Here is a 23,175-nt window from a genome sequence, read left to right as displayed (position 1 = left end):
TTTTTAGTCATCAGTCCAATTTATTATAGAGCCTGAATTTTGTCTCATCTTTTTTGATTTATTTAAATTCATATAAAGTTATTGAATTCAAGGGGGGGACTCAAATTCAGAACGCTTAATAAATAATGCTAAATAAGTTTTCAACTCAAAATCATTTAATTTGAGTCCGACGCCTTTTATTTTTATTTAAAAATAGTATAATGCTTTAGTATCTATTTTTGAATAATATGTCTATAAAAGATAAATTTACAAAGGGTAAATAAATAATTTAATAGTGAATGAAAGAGAGTGTTTTAAGTGATCTATTTTGATAATGCAGCCACTACTAAGCCTCATAAAGATGTACTCGATTCATTTAATAAAGTAAATGAAACTGTTTATTTCAATCCAAATAGTCCTCACAAGTGGGGGTTGCAAGCGGAGAAGGTGCTTCTACAAGCAAAAGAACGTATATCTTCAATGTTATCTATAGGACAAAATACAGATGTTATTTTCACAAGTGGTGCCACTGAATCGAATAATATAGCTTTAAAAGGTATTGCTTATCGTAAAAAGCAATTTGCAAATGAAATTATTACTTCCGTTTTAGAACATCCATCTGTCTTAGAAGTTATGAGAAACTTAGAAGAAGATGGGTTTGTATTAAAATATGTTGATGTTAATGCGGATGGCCGTGTTGATATTGAACATTTAGCTTCATTGATGAATGATAAGGTCGGCCTTGTTTCTTGTATGTATGTGAATAATATTATGGGACAAATTCAACCTATTAATGAAATAGTGAACATATTAAAAGAATATCCTAAAGCACATTTACATGTTGATGCAGTTCAAGCTTTGGGAAAGGTAACAATGAACCTTGAAGGTGTTAATAGTGTAAGCTTTAGTGGCCATAAATTTAATGGACTTAAAGGACAAGGTCTCCTATTAATTGACAATAAAGATAAATTAGAGCCTATTGTTCATGGCGGAGGACAAGAATACGGCGTAAGAAGTGGAACAGTGAACTTGCCAATGAATGTGTCACTAGTGAAAGCAATAACTTTAGCAATGGATAGTTTAAATGAACGTAATCAACGATTAAGTGATTATAACCATGAATTACGTGAATTTTTAAAAGAGTTTAGAGGGGTATATATCAATTCTCCTATGGATTGTGCACCGCAAATATTAAATATTGCGTTTCCAGGTGTGAAAGGTGAGGTCTTAGTTAATGCATTTTCTAAATTGGATATCATGGTTTCAACTACAAGCGCTTGCTCATCTAAAAGAGGGAAACTAAATGAAGTTTTAATGTCAATGGGACTTCCGGATAATAAAATTGAAGGAAGTATTAGGTTATCCTTAGGAGATATGACTACTCAAGAAGATATCGATCAATTTAAAGTGAAATTTGGAACAATATACAAAGAAATTAAGGAGTTGTTAAAGTAAATGGAGTTTGATCATTTATTAGTTAGATATGGTGAACTGACTTTAAAAGGAGCAAATCGGAAAAAGTTTGTAAATGCTTTGAAAGATAACGTTATTAAGTCTTTACAAACTATAGAAGGAACCCATGTTAAAGGAAAGAGAGATAGAATGTATATCTCGTTATCTGAAGAAGCGGATGCACAAGAGGTAATCAATCGCTTAACTAAAATATTTGGTATTAAATCTATTAGTCCTGTTCATAAAACATCTCAAGAATTAGATGAAATAAAAAAATTATGTGTTGATTTAGCTCAAGATTTTAAACCGGGAGAGACATTCAAAATTGATGTTAAACGTGTAGATAAGTCATTTCCAATGGACACATATGCTTTACAACGTGAACTTGGAGGTGCGATTTTACAAGCAACTGAAGATATATCGGTTGATGTGAAACAACCGGATCATAACGTAAGAGTTGAAGTAAGAATGGATGGTGTGTATGTATTCACACAGATTTATGAAGGTGCTGGTGGTTTACCAGTTGGCACTGGCGGTAAAACACTCTTAATGTTGTCAGGAGGCATAGACTCTCCAGTAGCTGGAATGGAGATTATGAAACGTGGTGTTTATATAGAAGCGATTCATTTCCATAGTCCACCTTTCACTAGTGAAAAAGCTAAAGACAAAGTGATTGAACTTACACGTATCCTCTCTGAAAGAGTGGGGCCAATAAAATTGCATATAGTGCCATTTACAGAATTACAAAAACAAATAAATAAAGTAGTTCATCCTAGATACACAATGACATCTACACGTCGCATGATGTTACGTGTAGCGGATATTGTATTAGAAAAAGTTGGGGCTAATGCGATTGTTAACGGTGAAAATTTAGGACAAGTGGCAAGTCAAACATTAAAGAGCATGTACGCAATTAATGATGTGACTTCTACTCCGATTTTAAGACCACTTGTTTCGCTTGATAAGGAAGATATTGTCAAGAAAGCACGAGAGATTGGTACATTTGATGTTTCGATTCAACCTTATGAAGACTGTTGTACTATTTTTACTCCTAAAAATCCTGTAACTGAACCAGATTTTGATAAAGTAATTAAATATGAAAGTGTATTTAACTTCGATGAAATGGTTCAACGTGCAGCAGATAATATTGAAACATTAACGATTAACAAAGATTATAAAAGCGAAAAAGACCAAAACACTGATGCATTAATTGATGAGTTATTTTAAAATAGAGTAATCAAGTATTAAAAACAAAGGGGATATGCATCATGGAGATAACGCTAAATATTATATTGATTATTATAGCATTTGGATTTTTAGCTGCTTTTATCGATGCAGTAGTAGGTGGTGGGGGCCTAATTTCAACACCAGCTCTATTAGCTATAGGAATGCCACCTTCATTGGCCCTTGGTACTAACAAATTAGCCAGTTCATTTGGATCGCTTACAAGTGCAATTAAGTTTATACGTTCAGGCAAAGTAGATTTAAATATTGTACTTAAGTTATTTCCATTTGTGTTTATATATGCAGCAGGCGGTGCTAGTTTAGCTACTATGTTGCCTGCACAAGTTTTAATGCCTTTGATTATCATTATATTGAGCCTTGTACTGATATATACAATTACGAAAAAAGATTGGGGAAATGTGCGCACATTTTCTAAGCTAACAATTGGTAAAGCTGTCATTTTTGTATCTTTAATGTTAATGATTGGCTTTTATGATGGTTTCTTAGGTGGAGGCACTGGCTCTTTTATGTTATTTGTTTTGCTTATGTTTGGATTTGATTTTTTAAGTGCAGCAGGTAATGCGAAAGTCTTAAACTTTGCTTCTAATTTAGGTGCATTAGTTCTGTTTATTATCTTAGGTCAGGTTGATTTTGTGTATGGCTTAATTATGGCTGTAAGTATGATAATTGGTTCATATGTAGGTGCACAATTTGCCATAAGTAATGGTGTTGGTTATGTAAAGATACTTTTTATCATCGTTACAACAGTTCTAATATTGAAAAACACATATGACTACATTTTACAACTACTTTAACATTAGATATGATTTAGTTTTAAATGATTGATTTAAGTTTTACGACTGTCGTATGATAGCAATATAATGATAAATACTATAGGAGGTCATTTCATCATGACACAAATTACTTTTAAAAATAATCCAATTCATTTAGCTGGTTCTGAAGTATCAGAAGGGCAACATGCTCCTGACTTTAAAGTATTAGATAACGATTTAAATGAAGTTAGTTTAGAAAATTATAAAGGTCAAAAGAAATTAATCAGCGTTGTACCTTCTATTGATACAGGTGTGTGTGACCAACAAACTCGTAAATTTAATGAAGAAGCGGCGCAAGAAGACGGTGTTGTTTTAACGATTTCTGCAGATTTACCATTTGCTCAAAAAAGATGGTGTGCATCTAATGGTTTAGATAACGTTATTACTTTAAGTGACCATAAAGACTTATCATTTGGTCAACAATATGGTGTCGTTATGGAAGAGTTAAGATTATTAGCTCGTTCTGTTTTTGTATTAGATAGCAATGACAAAGTTGTATATAAAGAATTAGTTAGTGAAGGTACTGATTTCCCTAAATTTGATGCTGCATTAGAAGCATATCGCAACATTTAATATCAATTTTTAGAAGATAGATATAACGTAAAAGTGTCCATATTTATTTCAGAAATGCTACTTTAAATTAGCGTTGATTATTTTTAAGAAATAAACCGAATGGACACTTTTTTAATGGAGAGGATTAAGTTTATGAGTGAAGAACAAACAATCATGGAAAAGCTTTTCAAAACATTAGATGAAAAAGCTAAAGCTTTAAATGAACAAAACGGTCAAAGTTTTATTGAGAATTTAGGATTAGCGATGGAAGATGTTTATAGTAATAAACGTGAATTATTGGAACAAGCCACATTACAAGATCGTAGAAAAGCATTTCAGTTCGCTTATTTAAGTTTAATGCAAGAAGAAACGATTCAAGCCAATCACCAAATAACACCCGATTCTATTGGTTTAATTCTCGGATTTTTAGTTCAAAAATTTACTGAAAACAACGAAGAATTACATGTTGTAGATATCGCTAGTGGTGCAGGCCATTTAAGTGCATCTGTTAATGAAGTGCTTAAGGATACTACAATTATGCATCATCTTATTGAAGTTGATCCGGTACTTTCAAGAGTTAGTGTACATTTAGCAAATTTCTTGGAGATACCGTTTGATGTTTATCCTCAGGATGCAATTATGCCGTTACCATTAGAAGAAGCGGATATTGTTATTGGTGATTTACCGATAGGATATTATCCTCTAGATGAACGAAGTCATGAAATGCAATTAGGTTTTAAAGAAGGGCATAGCTATTCTCACTATTTACTAATTGAACAAGCAATTACTGCCTTGAAACAATCTGGTTTCGCATTTTTAGTAGTTCCAAGTAATATTTTTGAAGATGACAATGTAAAACAGTTGGAAAATTTCATTGCTACAGAAACAGAAATGCAAGCATTTCTAAATTTACCTAAGACGTTATTTAAGAACGAAAATGCGCGTAAATCAATATTGATTTTACAAAAGAAAAAATCGAATGAGACTAAGCCAGTTGAAGTGTTATTAGCAAATATTCCTGATTTTAAAAATCCTAATCAATTCCAAGGATTTATTGGTGAATTAAATACTTGGATGAAAGACAATCATCCTCAAAAATAAACTGTGATATTCTTGAATTATGGCTGTATTAATGGTTAAATAAATATGGATATTAATTAATAAATTGGAGGACAATAATATATGTCTAGTTTAGTTTTAGCGATTAACGCGGGTAGTTCTTCTTTAAAATTCCAACTAATAAGAATGCCTGAAGAAACTCTAGTAACAAAAGGTTTAATCGAACGTATCGGTATTAAAGATTCAATCTTCACAATTGAAGTGAATGGTGAAAAAATTAAAGATGTTAAAGATATCAAGGATCATGAAGAAGCAATTAACATCATGTTAGACAGTTTCAAACAACATGGCATCATTGATGACATTAATGATATTGCTGGTACAGGACATCGTGTCGTGCACGGTGGTGAGTTATTCCCAACGTCTGCATTAGTTACAGATAAAGTGGAAGAACAAATTGAGTCATTAAGTGAATTAGCACCATTACATAACCCTGCTAACTTAATGGGTATCCGTGCATTCAGAAAATTATTACCAAACATTCCTCATGTAGCAGTGTTTGATACTTCATTCCACCAATCAATGCCAGAACAATCATATTTATATAGCTTACCTTACCAATACTATAAAGATTATGGTATTCGCAAATATGGTTTCCACGGTACAAGTCACAAATATGTATCACAACGTGCTGCTGAAATCATGAATAAACCAATTGAAGAGTTACGTATTATCTCTTGTCATATTGGTAATGGTGCATCAATTGCTGCCATCGATAGTGGTGAATCAATCGATACATCAATGGGATTCACTCCATTAGCGGGTGTTACAATGGGTACACGTTCAGGTAATATCGACCCTGCATTAATTCCTTTCATTATGCAAAAGACTGGTCAAAACGCCGAAGAAGTTCTTAATGTATTAAACAAAGAATCAGGTCTACTTGGTATTTCAGGTACATCAAGTGACTTACGTGACCTTGAAAGTGATGCAGAAGAAGGTAAAGAACGTGCACAATTAGCACTAGACGTATTTGCTTCAAGAATTCATAAATATATTGGTTCTTATGCTACAAGAATGCATGGCGTGGATGTCATTGTATTTACAGCTGGTGTAGGAGAAAACTCTTCAACAGTTCGTGCTAAAGTATTAGAAGGCTTAGAATTCATGGGCATCTATTGGGATCCTAAGAAAAATGAAGCAATGCGTGGTGAAGAAGGATTTATCAATTACCCACACTCACCAGTTAAAGTTATTGTTATTCCAACAAATGAAGAAGTTATGATTGCTAGAGATACAGTTAAATTTGGCGAATTATAATTTATTAATACTGATAACATGCATTGTCATTAGACAATGTATGTTATCTTTTTTAATAAAATTGTGACAAATAAATAATGACGATAAAGTCAAAGACCTTATCGCCATATTAAACTCACTTTGTAAATGAATAGTTAGATATAACTTTTATGAATATTGTTTTCTAAATTCTGGAGTTGCAACTTCAGGTTGGAAATCTTCAGGGATTTCTTCTGTACGTACTACTAATACATCACATGGTGCGTGACGTACAATTGCTTCAGATACAGAACCGACAATAAATCTTTCAACGGCATTTAAACCTGAAGTACCACACATAATTAAATCTACACCTAATTCACTTGCTAACCTTTTAGGGATAATTGCTTTAGGAGAACCAAATTCTAAACGAGTTTCAACGTTAGTAACTCCAGCACGTGTTGCAACTTCTTGATAACCTTTTAACAATTCTTCAGAGAAACTTCTAGACTTCTCAGTAAATTGTGCATCATATACTTCATAAGAAGAATACGTTCTTGAATCGATAATGTTCACTATAGTTAATTTAGCGTCATTACGTTTAGCTACGTCTACTGCTTTGTTGAAAGCCCACTCAGCTTCGTGTGAACCATCAACTGCGATTAAAATGTTTTTGTATGTTAACATCTTAATAACCCCCTTTAACTTTTCTTACTTATATATTACCATAAATTTCAGAATTTTTACTCTTTATATTTTAACAATAATGTGTACTTTTTCTGATTGCGCTTTCATTGGTTTAGCGTTACGATAGTAATGGAGGTGGATGGAATGAAAATTGGTATTCCAAAAGAGATAAAAAATAACGAAAACAGAGTTGGTTTGTCACCAAGTGGTGTACATGCATTAGTTGAGCAAGGACATACAGTACTTGTTGAGAAAGATGCTGGTTTAGGTTCATTCTTTGAAGATAAAGATTACAAAGATGCAGGTGCTGACATTGTATCTGAACAGTCATCTGTATGGGATGTAGAAATGGTTATTAAAGTTAAAGAACCATTGGAAGAAGAGTATAAATATTTCAAAGAAGGACTCATCTTATTTACATACCTACATCTTGCAAATGAAGAAAAATTAACTCAAGCGTTAGTTGAAAATAAAGTCGTAGGTATTGCCTATGAAACGGTTCAATTACCTGACCGTTCATTACCATTATTAACACCAATGAGTGAAGTTGCAGGACGCATGTCTGCTCAAGTTGGCTCACAATTCCTACAAAAATTCAACGGTGGAATGGGTATTTTACTTGGAGGCGTTCCTGGAGTACCAAAAGGTAAAGTATCTATCATCGGTGGCGGTCAAGCTGGTACAAATGCGGCTAAAATCGCACTAGGTTTAGGTGCTAATGTTACAATCTTAGATGTAAACCCTAAACGATTAGCTGAATTAGATGATTTATTTGATGGCCGTGTGAACACAATTATGTCTAACCCATTAAATATTGAAAATGCAGTAAAAGAAAGTGATTTAGTTATTGGTGCCGTATTAATCCCTGGTGCAAAAGCACCTAGCTTGGTAACTGAAGATATGATTAAACAAATGAAAGATGGTTCAGTGATTGTTGATATTGCTATTGACCAAGGTGGTATTTTTGAGACTACAGATAAAATTACGACACACGATGATCCAACATATGTAAAACATGGTGTTGTTCACTATGCAGTTGCGAATATGCCAGGTGCAGTACCTCGTACATCTACAATTGCATTAAATAATGCAACATTACCTTATGCGCAATTATTAGCTAGTAAGGGTTACCGTGAAGCATTTAAAGCTAACCACGCATTATCTTTAGGTTTAAATACGTACAAAGGTCATGTAACTCACAAAGGAGTAGCTGAAGCGTTCGGTTTAGAATATACGTCTGTTGAAGATGCATTAAAAGAAGATTAATAATTGATTTAATATAAATAATCCAGTTGAGTACATAGTTTTTTACTATTAACTCAACTGGATTTTTAATTTTTATTTATCATAGTTTGTTAGTATTTCATAACCATTTTCAGTTACTAAAATATCATCTTCAATACGTACGCCAGCAACATTAGGTACATATATACCAGGTTCTATCGTAATAACCATTCCTGCTTCAAGTAGGTTTGAATTTGTACTTGAAACATCTTGATATTCATGCTCTTCTAAACCAAGGCCATGTCCTAATCTGTGAGGGAAATAATCACCATATCCAGCATCATTTATAATGTCTCTAGCGATTTTATCAATATCTTGTAAAGGAACGCCCGCTTTAATTGCCTCAATAGCATTGGTTTCTGCTTCTAAAACAATATTATAAATTGTTTGAGCTTCTTCAGAAGGGGTTCCGAATTTTACTGTACGTGTCATATCGCTACAATAATGATTATATATAACCCCTAAATCAAATAATACATATTCATCTTTAACAAGTTTTCTTTCTCCTGGAGTTCCGTGAGGTGATGCAGCGTGATCTCCAAATAATACCATTGTGTCAAAACTCATCTCACTAACACCAAATTTTTTGATTTCATTTTCAATATGATTGACTACCTCACGTTCTGTTACACCGACTTTAAGGAATTCGGTACCAATTTCGATGCATTTGTCAGCGAGCTTTGCCGCTTCGCGAATATTTTCAATTTCGGATTCATTTTTAATATTACGTAATTCTTTAATTGTTTGATCAATATCGCCATAGTGTTGAACACCAAAGTTTTGAGTTAACTCGCGTTGACGTTTTACTGTTAAGTGTTCGCTTTCAATCAATAACTTATTAAAAGATGAAGGGTCAATTTCAAATGGATTCTCAGTATCTAAGTAACCAATGATTTTTCCTTCAAATGGAGAATTCTTAACTTCTTCAACTTCCATCTTTGGACAATATAAGGTTTGATCTCCATTTGCTGTAATTAATAGTGCAAATAATCTCTCGTGAGGTTCGCTTCTATACCCAGTGAAGTAGAATACATTGAGAGGAGTTGTTATCCATGCAGCGTCGGCTTGTTCATGTTGTAATTGTTTAGTTATTTTTTCGATTTTACTCATTCAATCATCTCCATTAAGTATTTATGTTAATTTTACGTCTAATCAGCTTAAAATTCAAAATTATTTAATACGATAAGCGATTATTTTAGTTTCATGTTATATCTTTTATGGCTAGGGTATAATTATAGTAATCAAGCAATAGGAGGCTATAATTATGAAACTTTCTTTTCATGGGCAATCAACGATTTATTTTGAGGGTAATGGTAAAAAAGTAATTGTAGATCCATTTATTTCCGGTAATGACAAATGTGATTTAAATGAACAAACATTAGATGTAGATTATATTATTTTAACTCATGGTCATGCCGATCACTTTGGCGATGTAGTTGAGTTAGCAAATCGTAATCACGCAACTGTTATAGGTTCTGCTGAATTACAAGGGTATTTAAGTACTTATCACGGTGTAGAAGATGTTCATGGTATGAATATCGGTGGCAAAGCTAAATTTGATTTTGGTAGCGTTAAATATGTTCAAGCTTTCCATAGTTCAAGTTTCACACATGAAGATGGTATCCCTATTTACTTAGGCATGCCAATGGGACTTATATTAGAAGTTGAAGGTAAAACGATTTATCACATGGGTGATACAGGATTGTTTAGTGATATGAAATTAATTGCTGAAAGACACCCTGTTGATGTATGTTTTGTTCCAATTGGTGATAACTTTACTATGGGTATTGATGATGCAAGTTATGCAATTAATGAATTTGTTAAACCTAAGATTTCTGTTCCAGTTCATTACAATACTTTCCCTTTAATTGAACAAGATCCACAACAATTTAAGGATGCAGTGCATGAAGGTGAAGTACAAATATTAGAACCTGGTGAGTCTGTATCATTTTAATAAATGTAAATATAAATGGAGTAATTGATTAATTTAATGAAATTAATAAGCACAAAGGTGATTTATACATGAACAATCATCTTTGTGCTTATATTTTGACGCATCTTTTGAATTTTACTAACTATTTTACAATCAATACAGGGATGGTAGCACGTTTAGCTACTTTGTGACTTACGCTACCTAATACGAATTTTTTCTGAGATTCAGCTTTACGGTTACTTAATACGACGATTTCATATTTACCACTATTAGCGTGTTTCACTAATTCGTCCTTAGGGTTACCACGCACAATGATTTGATCATAATCAATTCCGTAGTCTTCTAGAGTAGTTCGTGTTTTTTCTAGCAAATGACTACGTTTTTCAGTTAATTCATTAATATGCGTACCAGCTTTAATTGATGCTTGTGCATCCTGTTCACCAATCGCATTTAAAATAGTTACTACGGTATCTGGACCTGCTAATTTTGATACTTCTTTCAACGCTTTCTCATTTTTTAATTGAGTATCTACACCTAATAAAATATTTTTATACATAGGTCATCCCTCCTCATAAACAATTATATATAAAATATTTTAATTTTACCAATGTATATAATTAAAATAATTAAAGATTTAATTAACATAACTTGATTTATTAATTAATAAAAAATCAAACTGATGAAGCGTTTTTAAAACTAATTGGTTTACATTTTCTAAATCGATTTTTTATGATTAAAAAGTTATAATAAATAAAACACTGTACATTATAAAGAGGTATTATCAATGACTAAACATGAACAAATCATAGCATACATAGAATCGTTAAATGTTGGCCAAAAAATTTCTGTTAGGGAAGTTGCCAAAGTAATGAAAGTATCTGAGGGGACGGCATATAGAGCTATAAAAGATGCCGGACAACTTGGGTTAGTAACTACCATTGATAGAGTAGGTACAGTACGTATTGATAAAAAGAATCGTGAGGAGATTGAGAACCTTACGTTTAAAGAAATTTTAAAAATCATTGATGGAGATATCATTGGTGGCAAAAATGGATTAACAAAAAGTGTTTCAAAATTTGCGATAGGTGCAATGGAACTAAAAGATGTGGTTAAATATTTAAGTCATCATACATTGTTAATCGTAGGTAATAGGCCTGATGTTCAGTTAGAAGCGCTAAAAAGAGGTAGTGGCGTACTTATTACTGGAGGTTTTAAAACAACACAAAAAATTATTGATTATGCTAATAATCATGAATTACCAATCCTGTCTTCAAATTATGATACATTTCTTGTAGCCAATATTATTAATAGAGCAATGTATAATCAAATGATTAGAAAAGAAATTTTAATAGTTGAAGATATAGTGAAACCAATTAATGATATGACGGTTATTTTTGATGAAATGGGTATTGAAGATTATAAATCACGTGCCAAAGTTACAGGTCATTCAAGGTTTCCAGTCGTAGATAAAGATTGGCGATTAGTTGGAATAGTTACGAGTAAGGAAGTCATTCAAATGAACTCGGATGATACCATTGCTAAAGTAATGACGAAACGTCCTATCAATGTTGAATTAAATACAACGGTAGCGAGTTGTGCTCACATTATGATTTGGGAAGGAATTGAGATATTACCCGTAACTCAGAATAAAAGAGCAATAGGTGTAATAACGAGAGATGACGTATTAAAAGCGATGCAACTTATTGGCAGACAACCTCAAATAGGTGAGACGATTAATGATCAAATAGCGAAACATATTACGATTTCACAAAGTGATATTTCGGTTGAGGTTTCTCCGTTATTAACCAATCAATATGGCACATTAAGTAAGGCTGTATTTGTCGCTATTATTGAAGAAACAATAAAGCATGAATTGCGAAAATATAAAAAGGTAGATGTTATGATTGAAAGTTTAAATATCATCTATATTAAAACTGTGCCAATTGAAGCATCAATTAGAGTTCAATATGACATGCTCGATGTTGGAAGGAACTTTGCTAAATTGGAAGTCGCGATGGTAAGTGGTAATGAAAAAGTCGCAAATGCAATGATAATTTGTCAGATGTTTGAGGATATACAAAGTATTTAATTTTAAAGTAATAAATCTAATTTAAGGAGATATAACAATGGTAGAAATTTTTAATGAAATCATGCAAAGAGTTAAAGAGGCAGAAACAATTATTATTCATAGACATGTGAGACCTGATCCAGATGCTTATGGCTCACAACTTGGATTAAAGTTATATCTTGAACGAAAATTCCCTAAAAAAAATGTCTATGCTGCAGGTGAAGCTGAACCATCATTATCATTTATAGGAGACTTAGATGAAATTGATGACAGTGTATATGGTGATGCACTTGTAATTGTATGTGATACTGCAAATGCACCACGTATTGATGATCAAAGATATCTAAATGGACAGTCATTAATTAAAATAGATCATCATCCTGCTACTGATCAATACGGTGATGTAAATTTTGTTAATACTGAAGCATCTTCTACAAGTGAAATTATATTTGATTTCATCGCACATTTTAATGATCTAAGTATAATTGATGAACATGTAGCTCGAGTATTGTACTTAGGTATTGTTGGAGACACAGGGCGATTCTTATTTAGTAATACATCACCCCATACAATGGAAGTTGCTAGTCAATTATTGGCATATCCATTCAATCATAATGTTGAATTAAATAAAATGTCCGAAAAAGATCCTAAGTTAATGCCTTTCCAAGGATATATTTTACAAAATTTTGAACTATCAGATTCACATGAATATTGTCAAATTAAAATAACTAATGATGTTTTAAAGCAGTTTGACATTCAGCCTAATGAAGCTTCTCAATTTGTAAATACAGTTGCGGATATTAGCGGTTTAAAAATATGGATGTTTGGTGTAGATGAGGGAGATCAAATTAGATGTCGTATTCGATCTAAAGGAATCACTATTAATGATGTCGCTAATCAATTTGGTGGGGGAGGCCACCCAAATGCATCAGGTGTGTCAGTCTATAGTTGGGATGAATTTGAAGAATTAGCACAAGCTTTACGTCAGAAATTATAAATTTAAGAAAGGAAGTCATTCATGGTTGCTCATTTAAATCTTCATACAGCATATGATTTATTAAATTCTAGTTTGAGAATCGATGATGTAGTTAAAAAAGCACAACATAATCATTATGATACATTAGCGATTACTGATACTAATGTCTTATATGGCTTCCCTAAATTTTATGATGCTTGTATTAAAGCCAATATTAAACCAATTTTTGGAATGACAGTTAACGTTACGGATGGTTTGTATACAATTGAGACTGTGATTTTAGCTATAAATAATGATGGCTTAAGATCACTATTTCAACTCTCTTCTGCAATTAAAATGAAGCAAAAAGACGTTATATCAGTTGAGTGGTTAAAAAAGTATTCAACAAATATTGCAATCATATTTAAGCAAGCAAATCAATCTCATTATTCTATAGTTGAACAATTTCAAAACCATCAAAATATATTTATAAATCATTCAAGCAACTTAGCATTTTATAATAATATAAAAGTGGTTTGGTTTGAAAATGCACGATACTTAAATCAAGAAGATGTTGAGACGATTCCAGCACTTGAAGCAATTAAAAATAATACTAAGATAGATTTGGTTAATGATATTGAAGATATTGGGGAACATTTTCCTAATCAAAATGAATTAGAAACATTAAATATAGACAGAGACGTATGGAATAATACGCTTGAACTAGCTAATTTATGTAGTGCAAGCATAGAATATCATCAAAATTTACTACCTAAATTCGATGCACCATCAGGTAGTTCCTCAAAAGAGTATTTATGGTCACAACTCCAATCAAGTTTAAAGAAGATGAAATTAAATCATGATGAACGCTATACAAAAAGATTAGAACATGAATATCGAGTTATAACTGAAATGGGTTTTGAAGACTACTTTTTAATTGTGAGTGATTTAATTCACTACGCTAAAACACATGATGTTATGGTTGGTCCTGGGCGGGGATCCTCAGCTGGTTCATTAGTTAGCTTCCTACTAGGCATTACTACAATAGATCCAATTAGATTTAATCTATTATTTGAACGTTTTTTAAATCCTGAACGTGTAACAATGCCAGATATAGATATTGATTTTGAAGACACGCGTAGGGAAAGAGTCATTCAATACGTTCAAGACAAATATGGAAAACATCATGTTTCGGGTATTGTCACATTCGGACATTTATTGGCTAGGGCCGTTGCAAGAGATGTTGGTCGCATAATTGGATTTGATGATAAAACTTTAAATGAGATTTCTAAGTTAATACCTCATCAACTTGGCATAACTTTAGATAAGGCATATGAGGATGAGCGATTTAAGCAATTTGTACATAGAAATCATCGACATGAAAAGTGGTTTGAATTAAGTAAGAAATTAGAAGGCTTACCTAGACATACTTCAACACATGCAGCAGGTATTATTATTAACGATCAACCTCTATATAATTATGCACCACTAACATTGGGCGATACTGGTTTATTGACGCAATGGACGATGACAGAAGCAGAGCGAATTGGTCTACTTAAGATTGACTTTTTGGGGTTAAGAAATTTATCTATCATACATCAAATTATCACTCAAGTAAAAAAAGATTTAAATATTACTATAGAGATTGAAGAGATACCGTTTAATGATGTAGATGTATTTAAGTTATTATCTAGGGGAGATACAACTGGAATCTTCCAACTTGAATCCGAAGGTGTAAGAAAAGTATTAAAACGACTTCAGCCTGAACATTTTGAAGATATCGTTGCGGTTACGTCTTTATATAGACCAGGACCTATGGAAGAAATTCCAACTTATATTTCACGAAGACATAACGAAAGTGAAATTAAATACGTACATCCTGATTTAGAACCCATACTTAAAAATACGTATGGTGTAATAATCTATCAAGAACAAATTATGCAAATCGCTAGTCAATTTGCTAGCTTTAATTATGGACAAGCAGATATTCTACGTCGTGCCATGAGTAAAAAGAATAGAGCAGTTTTAGAAAGTGAAAGACAACATTTTGTCGAAGGTGCGATAAAAAATAAATATGATGAGAAGATAAGTAAACAAATATTTGATTTAATTCTAAAGTTTGCTGATTATGGATTTCCTAGAGCACATGCGGTAAGTTATTCAAAAATTGCATATATCATGGCATATTTGAAGGTTCACTATCCTAATTATTTTTATGCTAATATTTTAAGTAATGTCGTTGGTAATGAATCTAAAACAGCGGCCATAATTGATGAAGCTAAAAATCAAAAATTGAAAATTTTGCCTCCTAATATTAATGAAAGCCATTGGTATTATAGAGCAACTAAATCAAATATTTATTTATCCTTAGGTGCTATTAAAGGTGTTGGTTATCAGAGCGTTAAATCAATTGTTGATGAAAGGTATCAAAATGGTAAGTATAAAGATTTCTTTGATTTTACTAGACGAATACCAAATCGCGTAAAGACTAGAAAATTACTTGAATCATTAATTTTGGTAGGCGCTTTTGATACTTTTGGAAAAACACGTTCAACTTTATTAAGTTCTATTGATCAAGTTTTAGATGAAGTATCAAATGTAGAACAAAACGATTTATTAATGAATATTTTGACACCTAAACAATCTTACACTGATAAAGATGAATTTAGTGATCAAATGATTAGTAGTTACGAAATGGAATACTTGGGATTTTATGTTTCTAATCATCCAGTCGAAAAGCAATTTAATAAAAAGCAATATTTAGGTATCTATACACTAAGTAATGTTGTAAATCACAAACCTATTTTGGTTCAAGTAGATCAAATCAAACAAATAAGGACCAAGAATGGTCAAAATATGGCATTTTTAGTTCTAAATGATGGGCGACATACGATGGATGCAGTTTTATTTCCAGATAAATTCAAACGGTATGAAACTCAATTAAATGAGAGAGAAATGTATATTGTTTGGGGGAAATTTGAAAAGAGAAAACAACAATTGCAGCTCATTTTAAATCAAATGGATTCAGTTGAACATTTTGAAGTAACTAAAATGAATGGGGCATCTCAAATTATTTTAAGAAACATTCATAACTTAGATGAAATTAAACAAATTCTTAGTGATCATAAAAACAACCATATGATTAAAGTGAACATATATAATGAACAAACTGGAGAACTTGATTATTTAGGTAGTATGGATAAAACATCGAATGAAATTAAAACCTTTGTTGAGGCTTTTGATCCAAAAGATATAAGAATTTTATAACTTTTATGTATAAAAAAATTATGATATAGTAAACTGATGATTTATAAAATAAAGTCATCGGTTTATTTTATCTTAAAAAATTTTAAATGCAGAGAATATATATTCATTATACTGATGAACTTTCGATATTTTAGTAAATAAACAGGGGTTGATTTAATGTCTTTAAGAGATGATGCATTACAAATGCATAAAGAAAATCAAGGTAAGTTGGAAATTACACCTAATATCAAAGTTACTAATAAAGAAGAATTAAGTTTAGCCTATTCACCAGGCGTAGCAGAACCATGTAAAGAAATACATGAAGATCCAAGAACTGTATATGATTACACGATTAAAAGAAATACTGTGGCTGTTGTTACTGATGGCACTGCAGTTTTAGGTTTAGGTAATATTGGTGCCCCAGCTAGTATTCCTGTTATGGAAGGTAAAGCTGTTCTTTTTAAAAGTTTTGCAGGTATAAACGGTGTACCTATCGCTTTAGATACTAAAGATACAGAAGAAATTATTAGAACAGCTAAATTAATTTCACCTAATTATGGAGGAATTAATCTAGAAGATATTTCAGCACCAAGATGTTTTGAAATAGAAGATCGTCTTAAAAAAGAAACTAATATTCCAGTTTTCCATGATGATCAACATGGTACAGCGATTGTTACTATGGCTGGTTTAATCAATGCACTAAGAATTGTTGATAAAGATTTATCTGAAATTAAAGTTGTGTTAAATGGTGCAGGGGCAGCAGGTATTGCAATTGTTAAATTATTAGATTCTTACGGTGTCAGAAATATGATAATGTGCGATTCAAGAGGTGCTATTTTTGAAGGTCGACCTTATGGTATGAATGACACTAAGGATTATGTAGCTAAATTCACAAACAAAGACAAAATTGAAGGTTCATTACAAGATGTAATTAAAGATGCTGATGTATTTATAGGTGTTTCAGTTGCTAACTTACTATCAAAAGACATGGTTAAATCAATGGCGGATGATGCAATCATCTTTGCAATGGCTAACCCAGATCCAGAAATCAAGCCCAATGATGCTAAAGAAGCAGGCGCTAAAGTTGTAGGAACAGGTCGTTCAGATTTTCCGAACCAAATTAATAATGTACTTGCGTTCCCAGGTATTTTTAGAGGTGCATTAGACACTGAATCAACACATATAAATGAAGATATGAAGAAAGCGGCGGTTGAAGCTATTGCTAATCTTATAGATGAAGATGAGTTGAATCCGGATTATTGTATTCCTGGTCCTTTCGATAAAAGGGTAGCTCCTTCAGTTGCACGTGAAGTTGCAAAAGTAGCAATGGAAACTGGCGTGGCAAGAATTGAAGTGGATCCTCAAAAAGTTTATGACAAAACAATGCAATTAACAGACTTGAAATAACCTAGAATTGCAACAATTTTAATAAAAAACAAAGACATGTATTATTTCTAACTCATATTTTATGTTCAATCATATATTAAATTGAGATGTAATAAATTAAGGTTGTATGATTAGGTGGAGGTTTACGAATGTTTAAAGACTTTTTTAATCGTAGTAGTAAAAAACGAAAATATTTAACAGTTCAAGATTCAAAACAAAATGAAGTACCAGCAGGTATTATGACTAAATGTCCAAAATGCAAAAAAATAATGTATACAAAAGAATTAAATGAGAATTTAAATGTATGTTTTAATTGTGATCACCATATTGCATTACCTGCATATAAGAGAATTGAAGCAATCACTGATGAAAATAGTTTCGTTGAATTTGATAAAGGAGTGACATCAGCAAATCCTTTAGACTTTCCTGGATATCAAGAAAAAATTGAAAAAGACCAACAAAAAACTGATTTAAGCGAAGCGGTTGTAACCGGTACTGCCAAACTAGATGGTGTTCAATTTGGTGTAGCTGTTATGGATGCTAGATTTAGAATGGGAAGTATGGGTTCAGTTGTTGGTGAGAAAATATGTCGAATTATTGATTATGCAACAGAACATAGACTACCATTCATATTATTTTCTGCAAGTGGTGGTGCTAGGATGCAAGAAGGTATTATTTCATTGATGCAAATGGGTAAAACGAGTGTTTCACTGAAACGTCACTCAGATGCCGGATTATTATATATTTCTTATCTTACGCATCCAACAACTGGTGGTGTTTCTGCTAGTTTTGCATCTGTTGGGGATATCAATTTAAGTGAACCTAAAGCCTTAATTGGATTTGCTGGTCGACGTGTTATTGAGCAAACTATTAATGAGAAACTTCCAGATGATTTCCAAACTGCAGAGTTTCTTCTTGAGCATGGTCAACTTGATAAAGTTGTTCACCGTAAAGAGATGAAAGAAACACTTGCTCAATTATTAAAATTGCACCAAGAGGTGAATAAAGATGCTTGATTTTGAAAAACCACTTTTTGAAATAAAAAATAAAATTGAATCTCTTAAGCAATCTCAAGAAAAAAATGATGTAGATTTACAAGATGAAATTGATTTACTTGAAGCATCACTTGAAAGGGAAACCAAAAAAATATATACCAATCTTAAGCCTTGGGATAGAGTGCAAATTGCTCGTCTCCAAGAACGACCTACGACATTAGACTATATTCCATATATCTTCGATTCATTTATTGAATTACATGGAGATCGTAATTTTAGAGATGACCCTGCAATGATTGGTGGAATTGGGTATTTAAACGGTACCCCTGTTACAGTTATAGGCCAACAAAGAGGTAAAGATACTAAGGATAATATATATCGAAACTTTGGTATGGCGCATCCTGAAGGTTATCGTAAAGCATTGAGATTAATGAAACAAGCTGAGAAATTTAATAGACCTATTTTTACTTTCATTGATACTAAAGGTGCTTATCCAGGTAAAGCTGCTGAAGAACGCGGACAAAGTGAATCTATTGCTAGAAACTTAGTTGAGATGGCATCTCTAACAGTGCCAGTGATAGCTATCGTTATCGGCGAAGGTGGTAGTGGTGGTGCACTAGGAATTGGGATAGCCAATCGAATTATGATGCTTGAAAACAGTACGTATTCTGTCATTTCCCCAGAGGGAGCAGCGGCACTGTTATGGAAAGATAGCTCATTAGCAAAAATGGCTGCCGAAACTATGAAAATTACTGCAAAAGATTTACATCATTTAAACGTTATTGATAGTGTTATTGATGAACCTTTAGGTGGTGCACACAATAATATAGAACAACAAGCTATTGATATTAAGCAAGCATTCGTAAATCATTTAGAACAACTTCAACAACAAAGTGCTGATGAATTAGTTGAAGATAGATTTAATAAGTTTAGAAATATCGGTGCTTTTATTGAAAAATAGCTGGGCTGGTACACATACAAATTAATATTTAAAATTACTTTGAAAAACACAGTTGCAAATTAAGTTGTGAAGGAACCTTTATTATATTTTCCTAGCTGTAGTTTTCCTTATAAGGGTGAAACAATTGATTCTTGGTGAATATTGTTCACCCCTTTTTTATTGCAAAAGGAAAAATTGTTTGTAAAACGTTTACATGTATTTTGTGCACCTATATTGATGGAACACTAAAAAAAATTATGGTAATTTATTATTAATGAGAAATATAGTTAGGAAAGGGAATGTCGTCATGAAGAAAATTGCGGTTTTAACTAGTGGTGGAGATTCACCAGGAATGAATGCTGCTGTTAGAGCAGTTGTGCGTAAGGCGATTTATAACAACATTGAAGTTTATGGAATTTATCAAGGTTATCAAGGATTACTTGATGACAATATTCATAAACTTGAATTGGGTTCAGTAGGGGATACAATTCAACGTGGAGGAACTTTCCTTTACTCTGCAAGATGTCCACAATTCAAAGAGGCGAGTGTAAGACAAAAAGGTATAGAGAATTTACACAAACGTGGTATTGAGGGACTAGTAGTAGTTGGGGGAGATGGCAGTTACCGAGGTGCCCAACGTATTAGTGAAGAGACGAAAGATATTAAAACAATAGGAATTCCAGGTACTATTGATAATGATATTAATGGTACTGACTTCACTATTGGGTTTGACACAGCTTTGAACACAATTATTGATAGTGTAGACAAGATTAGAGACACTGCTTCAAGTCATGCTAGAACCTTTATTGTAGAAGTTATGGGACGTGATTGTGGTGATTTAGCATTATGGGCTGGCTTATCAGTCGGTGCTGAAACAATATTAGTTCCTGAAGTCAATACAGATATTAAAGATATTGCCGAAAAAATAGAAAAAGGTATCAAACGAGGTAAAAAACACTCAATCGTCATGGTAGCTGAGGGCAGTATGAGTGGCCAAGAATGCGCGGATCAATTAATGAAATATATTAATGTTGATGCACGTGTGTCTGTACTGGGCCATATCCAACGTGGTGGTAGCCCATCAGGTACTGACAGAGTATTAGCTTCACGCTTAGGTGGTTACGCCGTTGATTTATTAATACAAGGTCATTCTGGACATGGAGTAGGTATTATGAATAACAAATTGACTGCCACACCATTTGATGAAATTTTCAATGGTAACGACCATAAATTCAATACTGATATTTATGAATTAGCGAAAGAGTTATCTATTTAATTTAGGAGGCTTTTTAAAATGAGAAAGACTAAAATTGTATGTACAATTGGACCTGCATCAGAGTCTGAGGAAATGTTAGAAAAATTAATGAAAGCTGGTATGAACGTAGCGCGTTTGAATTTCTCTCATGGTAGTCATGAAGAGCATAAAGCACGTATTGATACGATTCGTAAAGTAGCTGATAAATTAGGTAAAACAATTGGTATCCTATTAGATACTAAAGGACCTGAAATTCGTACTCATGACATGAAAGATGGCTTAATTATGCTTGAAAAAGGCAAAGAAGTTATTGTTAGTATGTCTCAAGTTGAAGGTACACCTGAAAAATTCTCAGTAACTTATGAAGATTTAATCAACGATGTTCAAGTAGGTTCTTACATTTTACTTGATGATGGTTTAGTTGAACTACAAGTAAAAGACATCGATAAAACAAAAGGCGAAGTTAAATGTGATATCTTAAATACTGGTGAATTAAAAAATAAAAAAGGCGTAAATTTACCAGGTGTAAAAGTTAATTTACCAGGTATTACTGATAAAGATGCTGATGATATCTTATTTGGTATCAAAGAAGATGTTGATTATATCGCAGCAAGCTTTGTACGACGTCCAAGTGATGTCTTAGATATTCGTGAAATTCTTGAAAGAGAAAATAATCATAATATCACTATTTTCCCTAAAATTGAAAACCAAGAAGGTATTGATAATATAGAAGAAATATTAGAAGTGTCTGATGGTTTAATGGTAGCTCGTGGTGACATGGGTGTTGAAATTCCACCAGAATCTGTACCAATTGTACAAAAAGATTTAATCAGAAAATGTAATAAACTAGGTAAACCAGTTATCACAGCTACTCAAATGTTAGATTCAATGCAACGAAATCCTCGTGCGACAAGAGCGGAAGCTAGTGACGTTGCTAACGCAATTTATGATGGTACTGACGCAGTTATGCTTTCTGGTGAAACTGCTGCTGGTTTATATCCAGAAGAGGCTGTTAAAACAATGAGAAATATTGCGATTTCTGCTGAAGCGGCACAAGATTATAAAAAATTATTATCAGACCGTACTAAACTAGTAGAAACTTCATTAGTGAATGCTATTGGTGTTTCAGTTGCACATACTGCTTTAAATTTAAAAGTTAAAGCTATTGTTGCAGCAACTGAAAGTGGTTCAACTGCAGTAACTATTTCTAAATATCGTCCACATTCTGATATCATTGCGGTTACCCCTAGCGAGCACACTGCACGTCAACTTGCTTTAGTTTGGGGTGCATATCCTGTAATTAAAAAAGGTCGTAAAACTACTGATGACCTATTAAATAATGCAGTTGCTACAGCAGTAGAAACTGGAAGAGTTACAAATGGTGATTTAATTATTATTACTGCCGGTGTACCTACTGGTGAAAAAGGTACAACTAATATGATGAAATTACATTTAGTTGGAGATGAAATTGCAAAAGGACAAGGTGTCGGTCGTGGATCAGTAGTTGGTAAAACTGTAGTTGCTAACAGTGCTAGTGATTTAGAAGGCGTAGATTTAAGTGAATCAGTTATTGTTACTAATTCTGTAGATGAGACATTAGTGCCTTATATTGAGCAAGCAGTTGGATTAATTACAGAAGAAAATGGTATCACGTCACCAAGTGCGATTATTGGACTTGAAAAAGGTATTCCAACAATTATAGGTGTTGAAAATGCTACTAAAGAATTAAAAGATGGTATTTTAGTAACAGTAGATGCTGCTCAAGGTAAAATATTTGAAGGGTATGCTAACGTACTTTAATTCATTATTATAAATGATGGCTAACTTAATAAGATAAGAGAGCCAGAACAGATAATATTTCAAAGCGATATTGCAAATTCGCAATAGTTGATTAAACTGGGAATAAGCTCGTGAAGAGTTTTTCTCAGTTTTTTCATTTCACTAGAAAGAAATTCATTAAATGAGAATTTCAAATAGGAAAGTTAATTGAGTTATAAAATTTCATTTTGAATAAGGTTATAATTTGTGGTAATATAACATGGATTAATT

General features: G+C 32.5%; 19 protein-coding genes. 16 read left to right on the top strand and 3 right to left on the bottom strand.

Annotated elements, in window-relative coordinates; translation table 11 throughout:
* Positions 1–297 precede the first annotated feature (297 nt).
* From HMPREF3265_RS02665 to HMPREF3265_RS02640, 6 genes are all read left to right on the top strand, one after another.
* Entirely contained in the window at positions 298–1,434 is a 1,137-nt protein-coding gene (locus tag HMPREF3265_RS02665; protein ID WP_070580909.1) for a cysteine desulfurase family protein, read from the top strand.
* Positions 1,435–2,658 carry a tRNA uracil 4-sulfurtransferase ThiI gene (thiI, locus tag HMPREF3265_RS02660; RefSeq protein WP_070580907.1) on the top strand — a complete coding sequence of 408 codons (1,224 nt, stop codon included), beginning with the start codon at positions 1,435–1,437 and terminating at the stop codon, positions 2,656–2,658.
* A 41-nt stretch (positions 2,659–2,699) separates the two neighbouring features.
* Positions 2,700–3,470 carry a sulfite exporter TauE/SafE family protein gene (locus HMPREF3265_RS02655; RefSeq protein ID WP_070580905.1) on the top strand — a complete coding sequence of 257 codons (771 nt, stop codon included), beginning with the start codon at positions 2,700–2,702 and terminating at the stop codon, positions 3,468–3,470.
* Positions 3,471–3,566: 96 nt separating this feature from the next.
* Complete coding sequence (gene tpx, locus HMPREF3265_RS02650) at positions 3,567–4,061, top strand: thiol peroxidase (RefSeq protein WP_053024767.1); 495 nt, start codon at positions 3,567–3,569, stop codon at positions 4,059–4,061.
* A gap of 132 nt (positions 4,062–4,193) precedes the next feature.
* Positions 4,194–5,141, top strand: coding sequence for a class I SAM-dependent methyltransferase (locus HMPREF3265_RS02645; RefSeq protein ID WP_037536841.1), 948 nt, complete (start codon positions 4,194–4,196; stop codon positions 5,139–5,141).
* A gap of 81 nt (positions 5,142–5,222) precedes the next feature.
* On the top strand, positions 5,223–6,419 hold the full coding sequence (locus HMPREF3265_RS02640; protein WP_070839210.1) for an acetate kinase: 1,197 nt from the start codon (positions 5,223–5,225) through the stop codon (positions 6,417–6,419).
* Positions 6,420–6,566: 147 nt separating this feature from the next.
* Here HMPREF3265_RS02640 and HMPREF3265_RS02635 read toward each other — a convergent pair whose 3' ends face one another.
* The gene (locus HMPREF3265_RS02635) at positions 6,567–7,064 is read right to left on the bottom strand and encodes a universal stress protein (protein ID WP_037551041.1); all 498 of its coding nucleotides are present in this window, start codon (positions 7,062–7,064) and stop codon (positions 6,567–6,569) included.
* A gap of 144 nt (positions 7,065–7,208) precedes the next feature.
* On the opposite strand from HMPREF3265_RS02635, the gene ald reads away from it, so the two are divergent.
* Positions 7,209–8,330: an alanine dehydrogenase gene (gene ald, locus HMPREF3265_RS02630; RefSeq protein WP_070441199.1), complete on the top strand. Its 1,122-nt coding sequence runs from the start codon at positions 7,209–7,211 to the stop codon at positions 8,328–8,330.
* 72 nt (positions 8,331–8,402) lie between these two features.
* On the opposite strand, the gene HMPREF3265_RS02625 is transcribed toward ald, so the two are convergent.
* Positions 8,403–9,458 carry a M24 family metallopeptidase gene (locus HMPREF3265_RS02625; protein WP_070860977.1) on the bottom strand — a complete coding sequence of 352 codons (1,056 nt, stop codon included), beginning with the start codon at positions 9,456–9,458 and terminating at the stop codon, positions 8,403–8,405.
* A 154-nt stretch (positions 9,459–9,612) separates the two neighbouring features.
* Between HMPREF3265_RS02625 and HMPREF3265_RS02620 the strand changes: the two genes are divergently transcribed.
* A complete protein-coding gene (locus tag HMPREF3265_RS02620; RefSeq protein ID WP_070860976.1) occupies positions 9,613–10,302 on the top strand; it encodes a metal-dependent hydrolase in 690 nt (229 codons plus the stop codon).
* 121 nt (positions 10,303–10,423) lie between these two features.
* On the opposite strand, the gene HMPREF3265_RS02615 is transcribed toward HMPREF3265_RS02620, so the two are convergent.
* The gene (locus HMPREF3265_RS02615) at positions 10,424–10,837 is read right to left on the bottom strand and encodes a universal stress protein (protein ID WP_037551038.1); all 414 of its coding nucleotides are present in this window, start codon (positions 10,835–10,837) and stop codon (positions 10,424–10,426) included.
* A 228-nt stretch (positions 10,838–11,065) separates the two neighbouring features.
* On the opposite strand from HMPREF3265_RS02615, the gene HMPREF3265_RS02610 reads away from it, so the two are divergent.
* The 8 genes from HMPREF3265_RS02610 to pyk all read left to right on the top strand — a co-directional run bounded on the left by HMPREF3265_RS02610 (position 11,066) and on the right by pyk (position 22,926).
* The gene (locus tag HMPREF3265_RS02610) at positions 11,066–12,370 is read left to right on the top strand and encodes a DRTGG domain-containing protein (RefSeq protein ID WP_070860975.1); all 1,305 of its coding nucleotides are present in this window, start codon (positions 11,066–11,068) and stop codon (positions 12,368–12,370) included.
* Positions 12,371–12,407: 37 nt separating this feature from the next.
* Positions 12,408–13,346, top strand: coding sequence for a DHH family phosphoesterase (locus tag HMPREF3265_RS02605; RefSeq protein ID WP_070580890.1), 939 nt, complete (start codon positions 12,408–12,410; stop codon positions 13,344–13,346).
* Positions 13,347–13,367: 21 nt separating this feature from the next.
* Complete coding sequence (locus tag HMPREF3265_RS02600; protein ID WP_070860974.1) at positions 13,368–16,571, top strand: DNA polymerase III subunit alpha; 3,204 nt, start codon at positions 13,368–13,370, stop codon at positions 16,569–16,571.
* 156 nt (positions 16,572–16,727) lie between these two features.
* On the top strand, positions 16,728–17,957 hold the full coding sequence (locus HMPREF3265_RS02595; protein ID WP_070580886.1) for an NADP-dependent malic enzyme: 1,230 nt from the start codon (positions 16,728–16,730) through the stop codon (positions 17,955–17,957).
* 128 nt (positions 17,958–18,085) lie between these two features.
* Positions 18,086–18,952, top strand: a complete 867-nt coding sequence (gene accD, locus HMPREF3265_RS02590) for an acetyl-CoA carboxylase, carboxyltransferase subunit beta (protein WP_070580884.1) — start codon at positions 18,086–18,088, stop codon at positions 18,950–18,952.
* Positions 18,945–19,892 (top strand): acetyl-CoA carboxylase carboxyltransferase subunit alpha, encoded by a 948-nt coding sequence (locus HMPREF3265_RS02585; RefSeq protein ID WP_070580882.1) that lies wholly within the window; start codon positions 18,945–18,947, stop codon positions 19,890–19,892. Before accD ends, HMPREF3265_RS02585 begins: the two co-directional genes overlap by 8 nt.
* Before the next feature lie 286 nt (positions 19,893–20,178).
* A complete protein-coding gene (gene pfkA, locus HMPREF3265_RS02580) occupies positions 20,179–21,147 on the top strand; it encodes a 6-phosphofructokinase (RefSeq protein ID WP_070580879.1) in 969 nt (322 codons plus the stop codon).
* A gap of 18 nt (positions 21,148–21,165) precedes the next feature.
* Entirely contained in the window at positions 21,166–22,926 is a 1,761-nt protein-coding gene (gene pyk, locus HMPREF3265_RS02575; RefSeq protein ID WP_070580877.1) for a pyruvate kinase, read from the top strand.
* Positions 22,927–23,175 lie beyond the last annotated feature (249 nt).

Origin of the sequence: Staphylococcus sp. HMSC62B09 (assembly GCF_001839115.1) — a bacterium.
In the GTDB taxonomy this organism is placed as follows: Bacteria; Bacillota; Bacilli; order Staphylococcales; family Staphylococcaceae; genus Staphylococcus; species Staphylococcus haemolyticus.
The sequence above is the reverse complement of the archived record's forward strand: the minus strand, read 5'-3'. Positions and strand labels throughout refer to the sequence as shown.

Excerpts from the sequence above, each read along its gene's own strand:
- HMPREF3265_RS02610 (WP_070860975.1), top strand. The coding sequence starts at position 11,066 with ATGACTAAACATGAACAAATCATAGCATACATAGAATCGTTAAATGTT.
- pyk (WP_070580877.1), top strand. The coding sequence starts at position 21,166 with ATGAGAAAGACTAAAATTGTATGTACAATTGGACCTGCATCAGAGTCT.
- HMPREF3265_RS02645 (WP_037536841.1), top strand. The coding sequence starts at position 4,194 with ATGAGTGAAGAACAAACAATCATGGAAAAGCTTTTCAAAACATTAGAT.
- HMPREF3265_RS02605 (WP_070580890.1), top strand. The coding sequence starts at position 12,408 with ATGGTAGAAATTTTTAATGAAATCATGCAAAGAGTTAAAGAGGCAGAA.
- HMPREF3265_RS02640 (WP_070839210.1), top strand. The coding sequence starts at position 5,223 with ATGTCTAGTTTAGTTTTAGCGATTAACGCGGGTAGTTCTTCTTTAAAA.
- HMPREF3265_RS02600 (WP_070860974.1), top strand. The coding sequence starts at position 13,368 with ATGGTTGCTCATTTAAATCTTCATACAGCATATGATTTATTAAATTCT.
- HMPREF3265_RS02595 (WP_070580886.1), top strand. The coding sequence starts at position 16,728 with ATGTCTTTAAGAGATGATGCATTACAAATGCATAAAGAAAATCAAGGT.
- HMPREF3265_RS02625 (WP_070860977.1), bottom strand. The coding sequence starts at position 9,458 with ATGAGTAAAATCGAAAAAATAACTAAACAATTACAACATGAACAAGCC.
- tpx (WP_053024767.1), top strand. The coding sequence starts at position 3,567 with ATGACACAAATTACTTTTAAAAATAATCCAATTCATTTAGCTGGTTCT.
- pfkA (WP_070580879.1), top strand. The coding sequence starts at position 20,179 with ATGAAGAAAATTGCGGTTTTAACTAGTGGTGGAGATTCACCAGGAATG.
- HMPREF3265_RS02635 (WP_037551041.1), bottom strand. The coding sequence starts at position 7,064 with ATGTTAACATACAAAAACATTTTAATCGCAGTTGATGGTTCACACGAA.
- HMPREF3265_RS02655 (WP_070580905.1), top strand. The coding sequence starts at position 2,700 with ATGGAGATAACGCTAAATATTATATTGATTATTATAGCATTTGGATTT.
- ald (WP_070441199.1), top strand. The coding sequence starts at position 7,209 with ATGAAAATTGGTATTCCAAAAGAGATAAAAAATAACGAAAACAGAGTT.
- HMPREF3265_RS02620 (WP_070860976.1), top strand. The coding sequence starts at position 9,613 with ATGAAACTTTCTTTTCATGGGCAATCAACGATTTATTTTGAGGGTAAT.
- HMPREF3265_RS02585 (WP_070580882.1), top strand. The coding sequence starts at position 18,945 with ATGCTTGATTTTGAAAAACCACTTTTTGAAATAAAAAATAAAATTGAA.
- accD (WP_070580884.1), top strand. The coding sequence starts at position 18,086 with ATGTTTAAAGACTTTTTTAATCGTAGTAGTAAAAAACGAAAATATTTA.
- thiI (WP_070580907.1), top strand. The coding sequence starts at position 1,435 with ATGGAGTTTGATCATTTATTAGTTAGATATGGTGAACTGACTTTAAAA.
- HMPREF3265_RS02615 (WP_037551038.1), bottom strand. The coding sequence starts at position 10,837 with ATGTATAAAAATATTTTATTAGGTGTAGATACTCAATTAAAAAATGAG.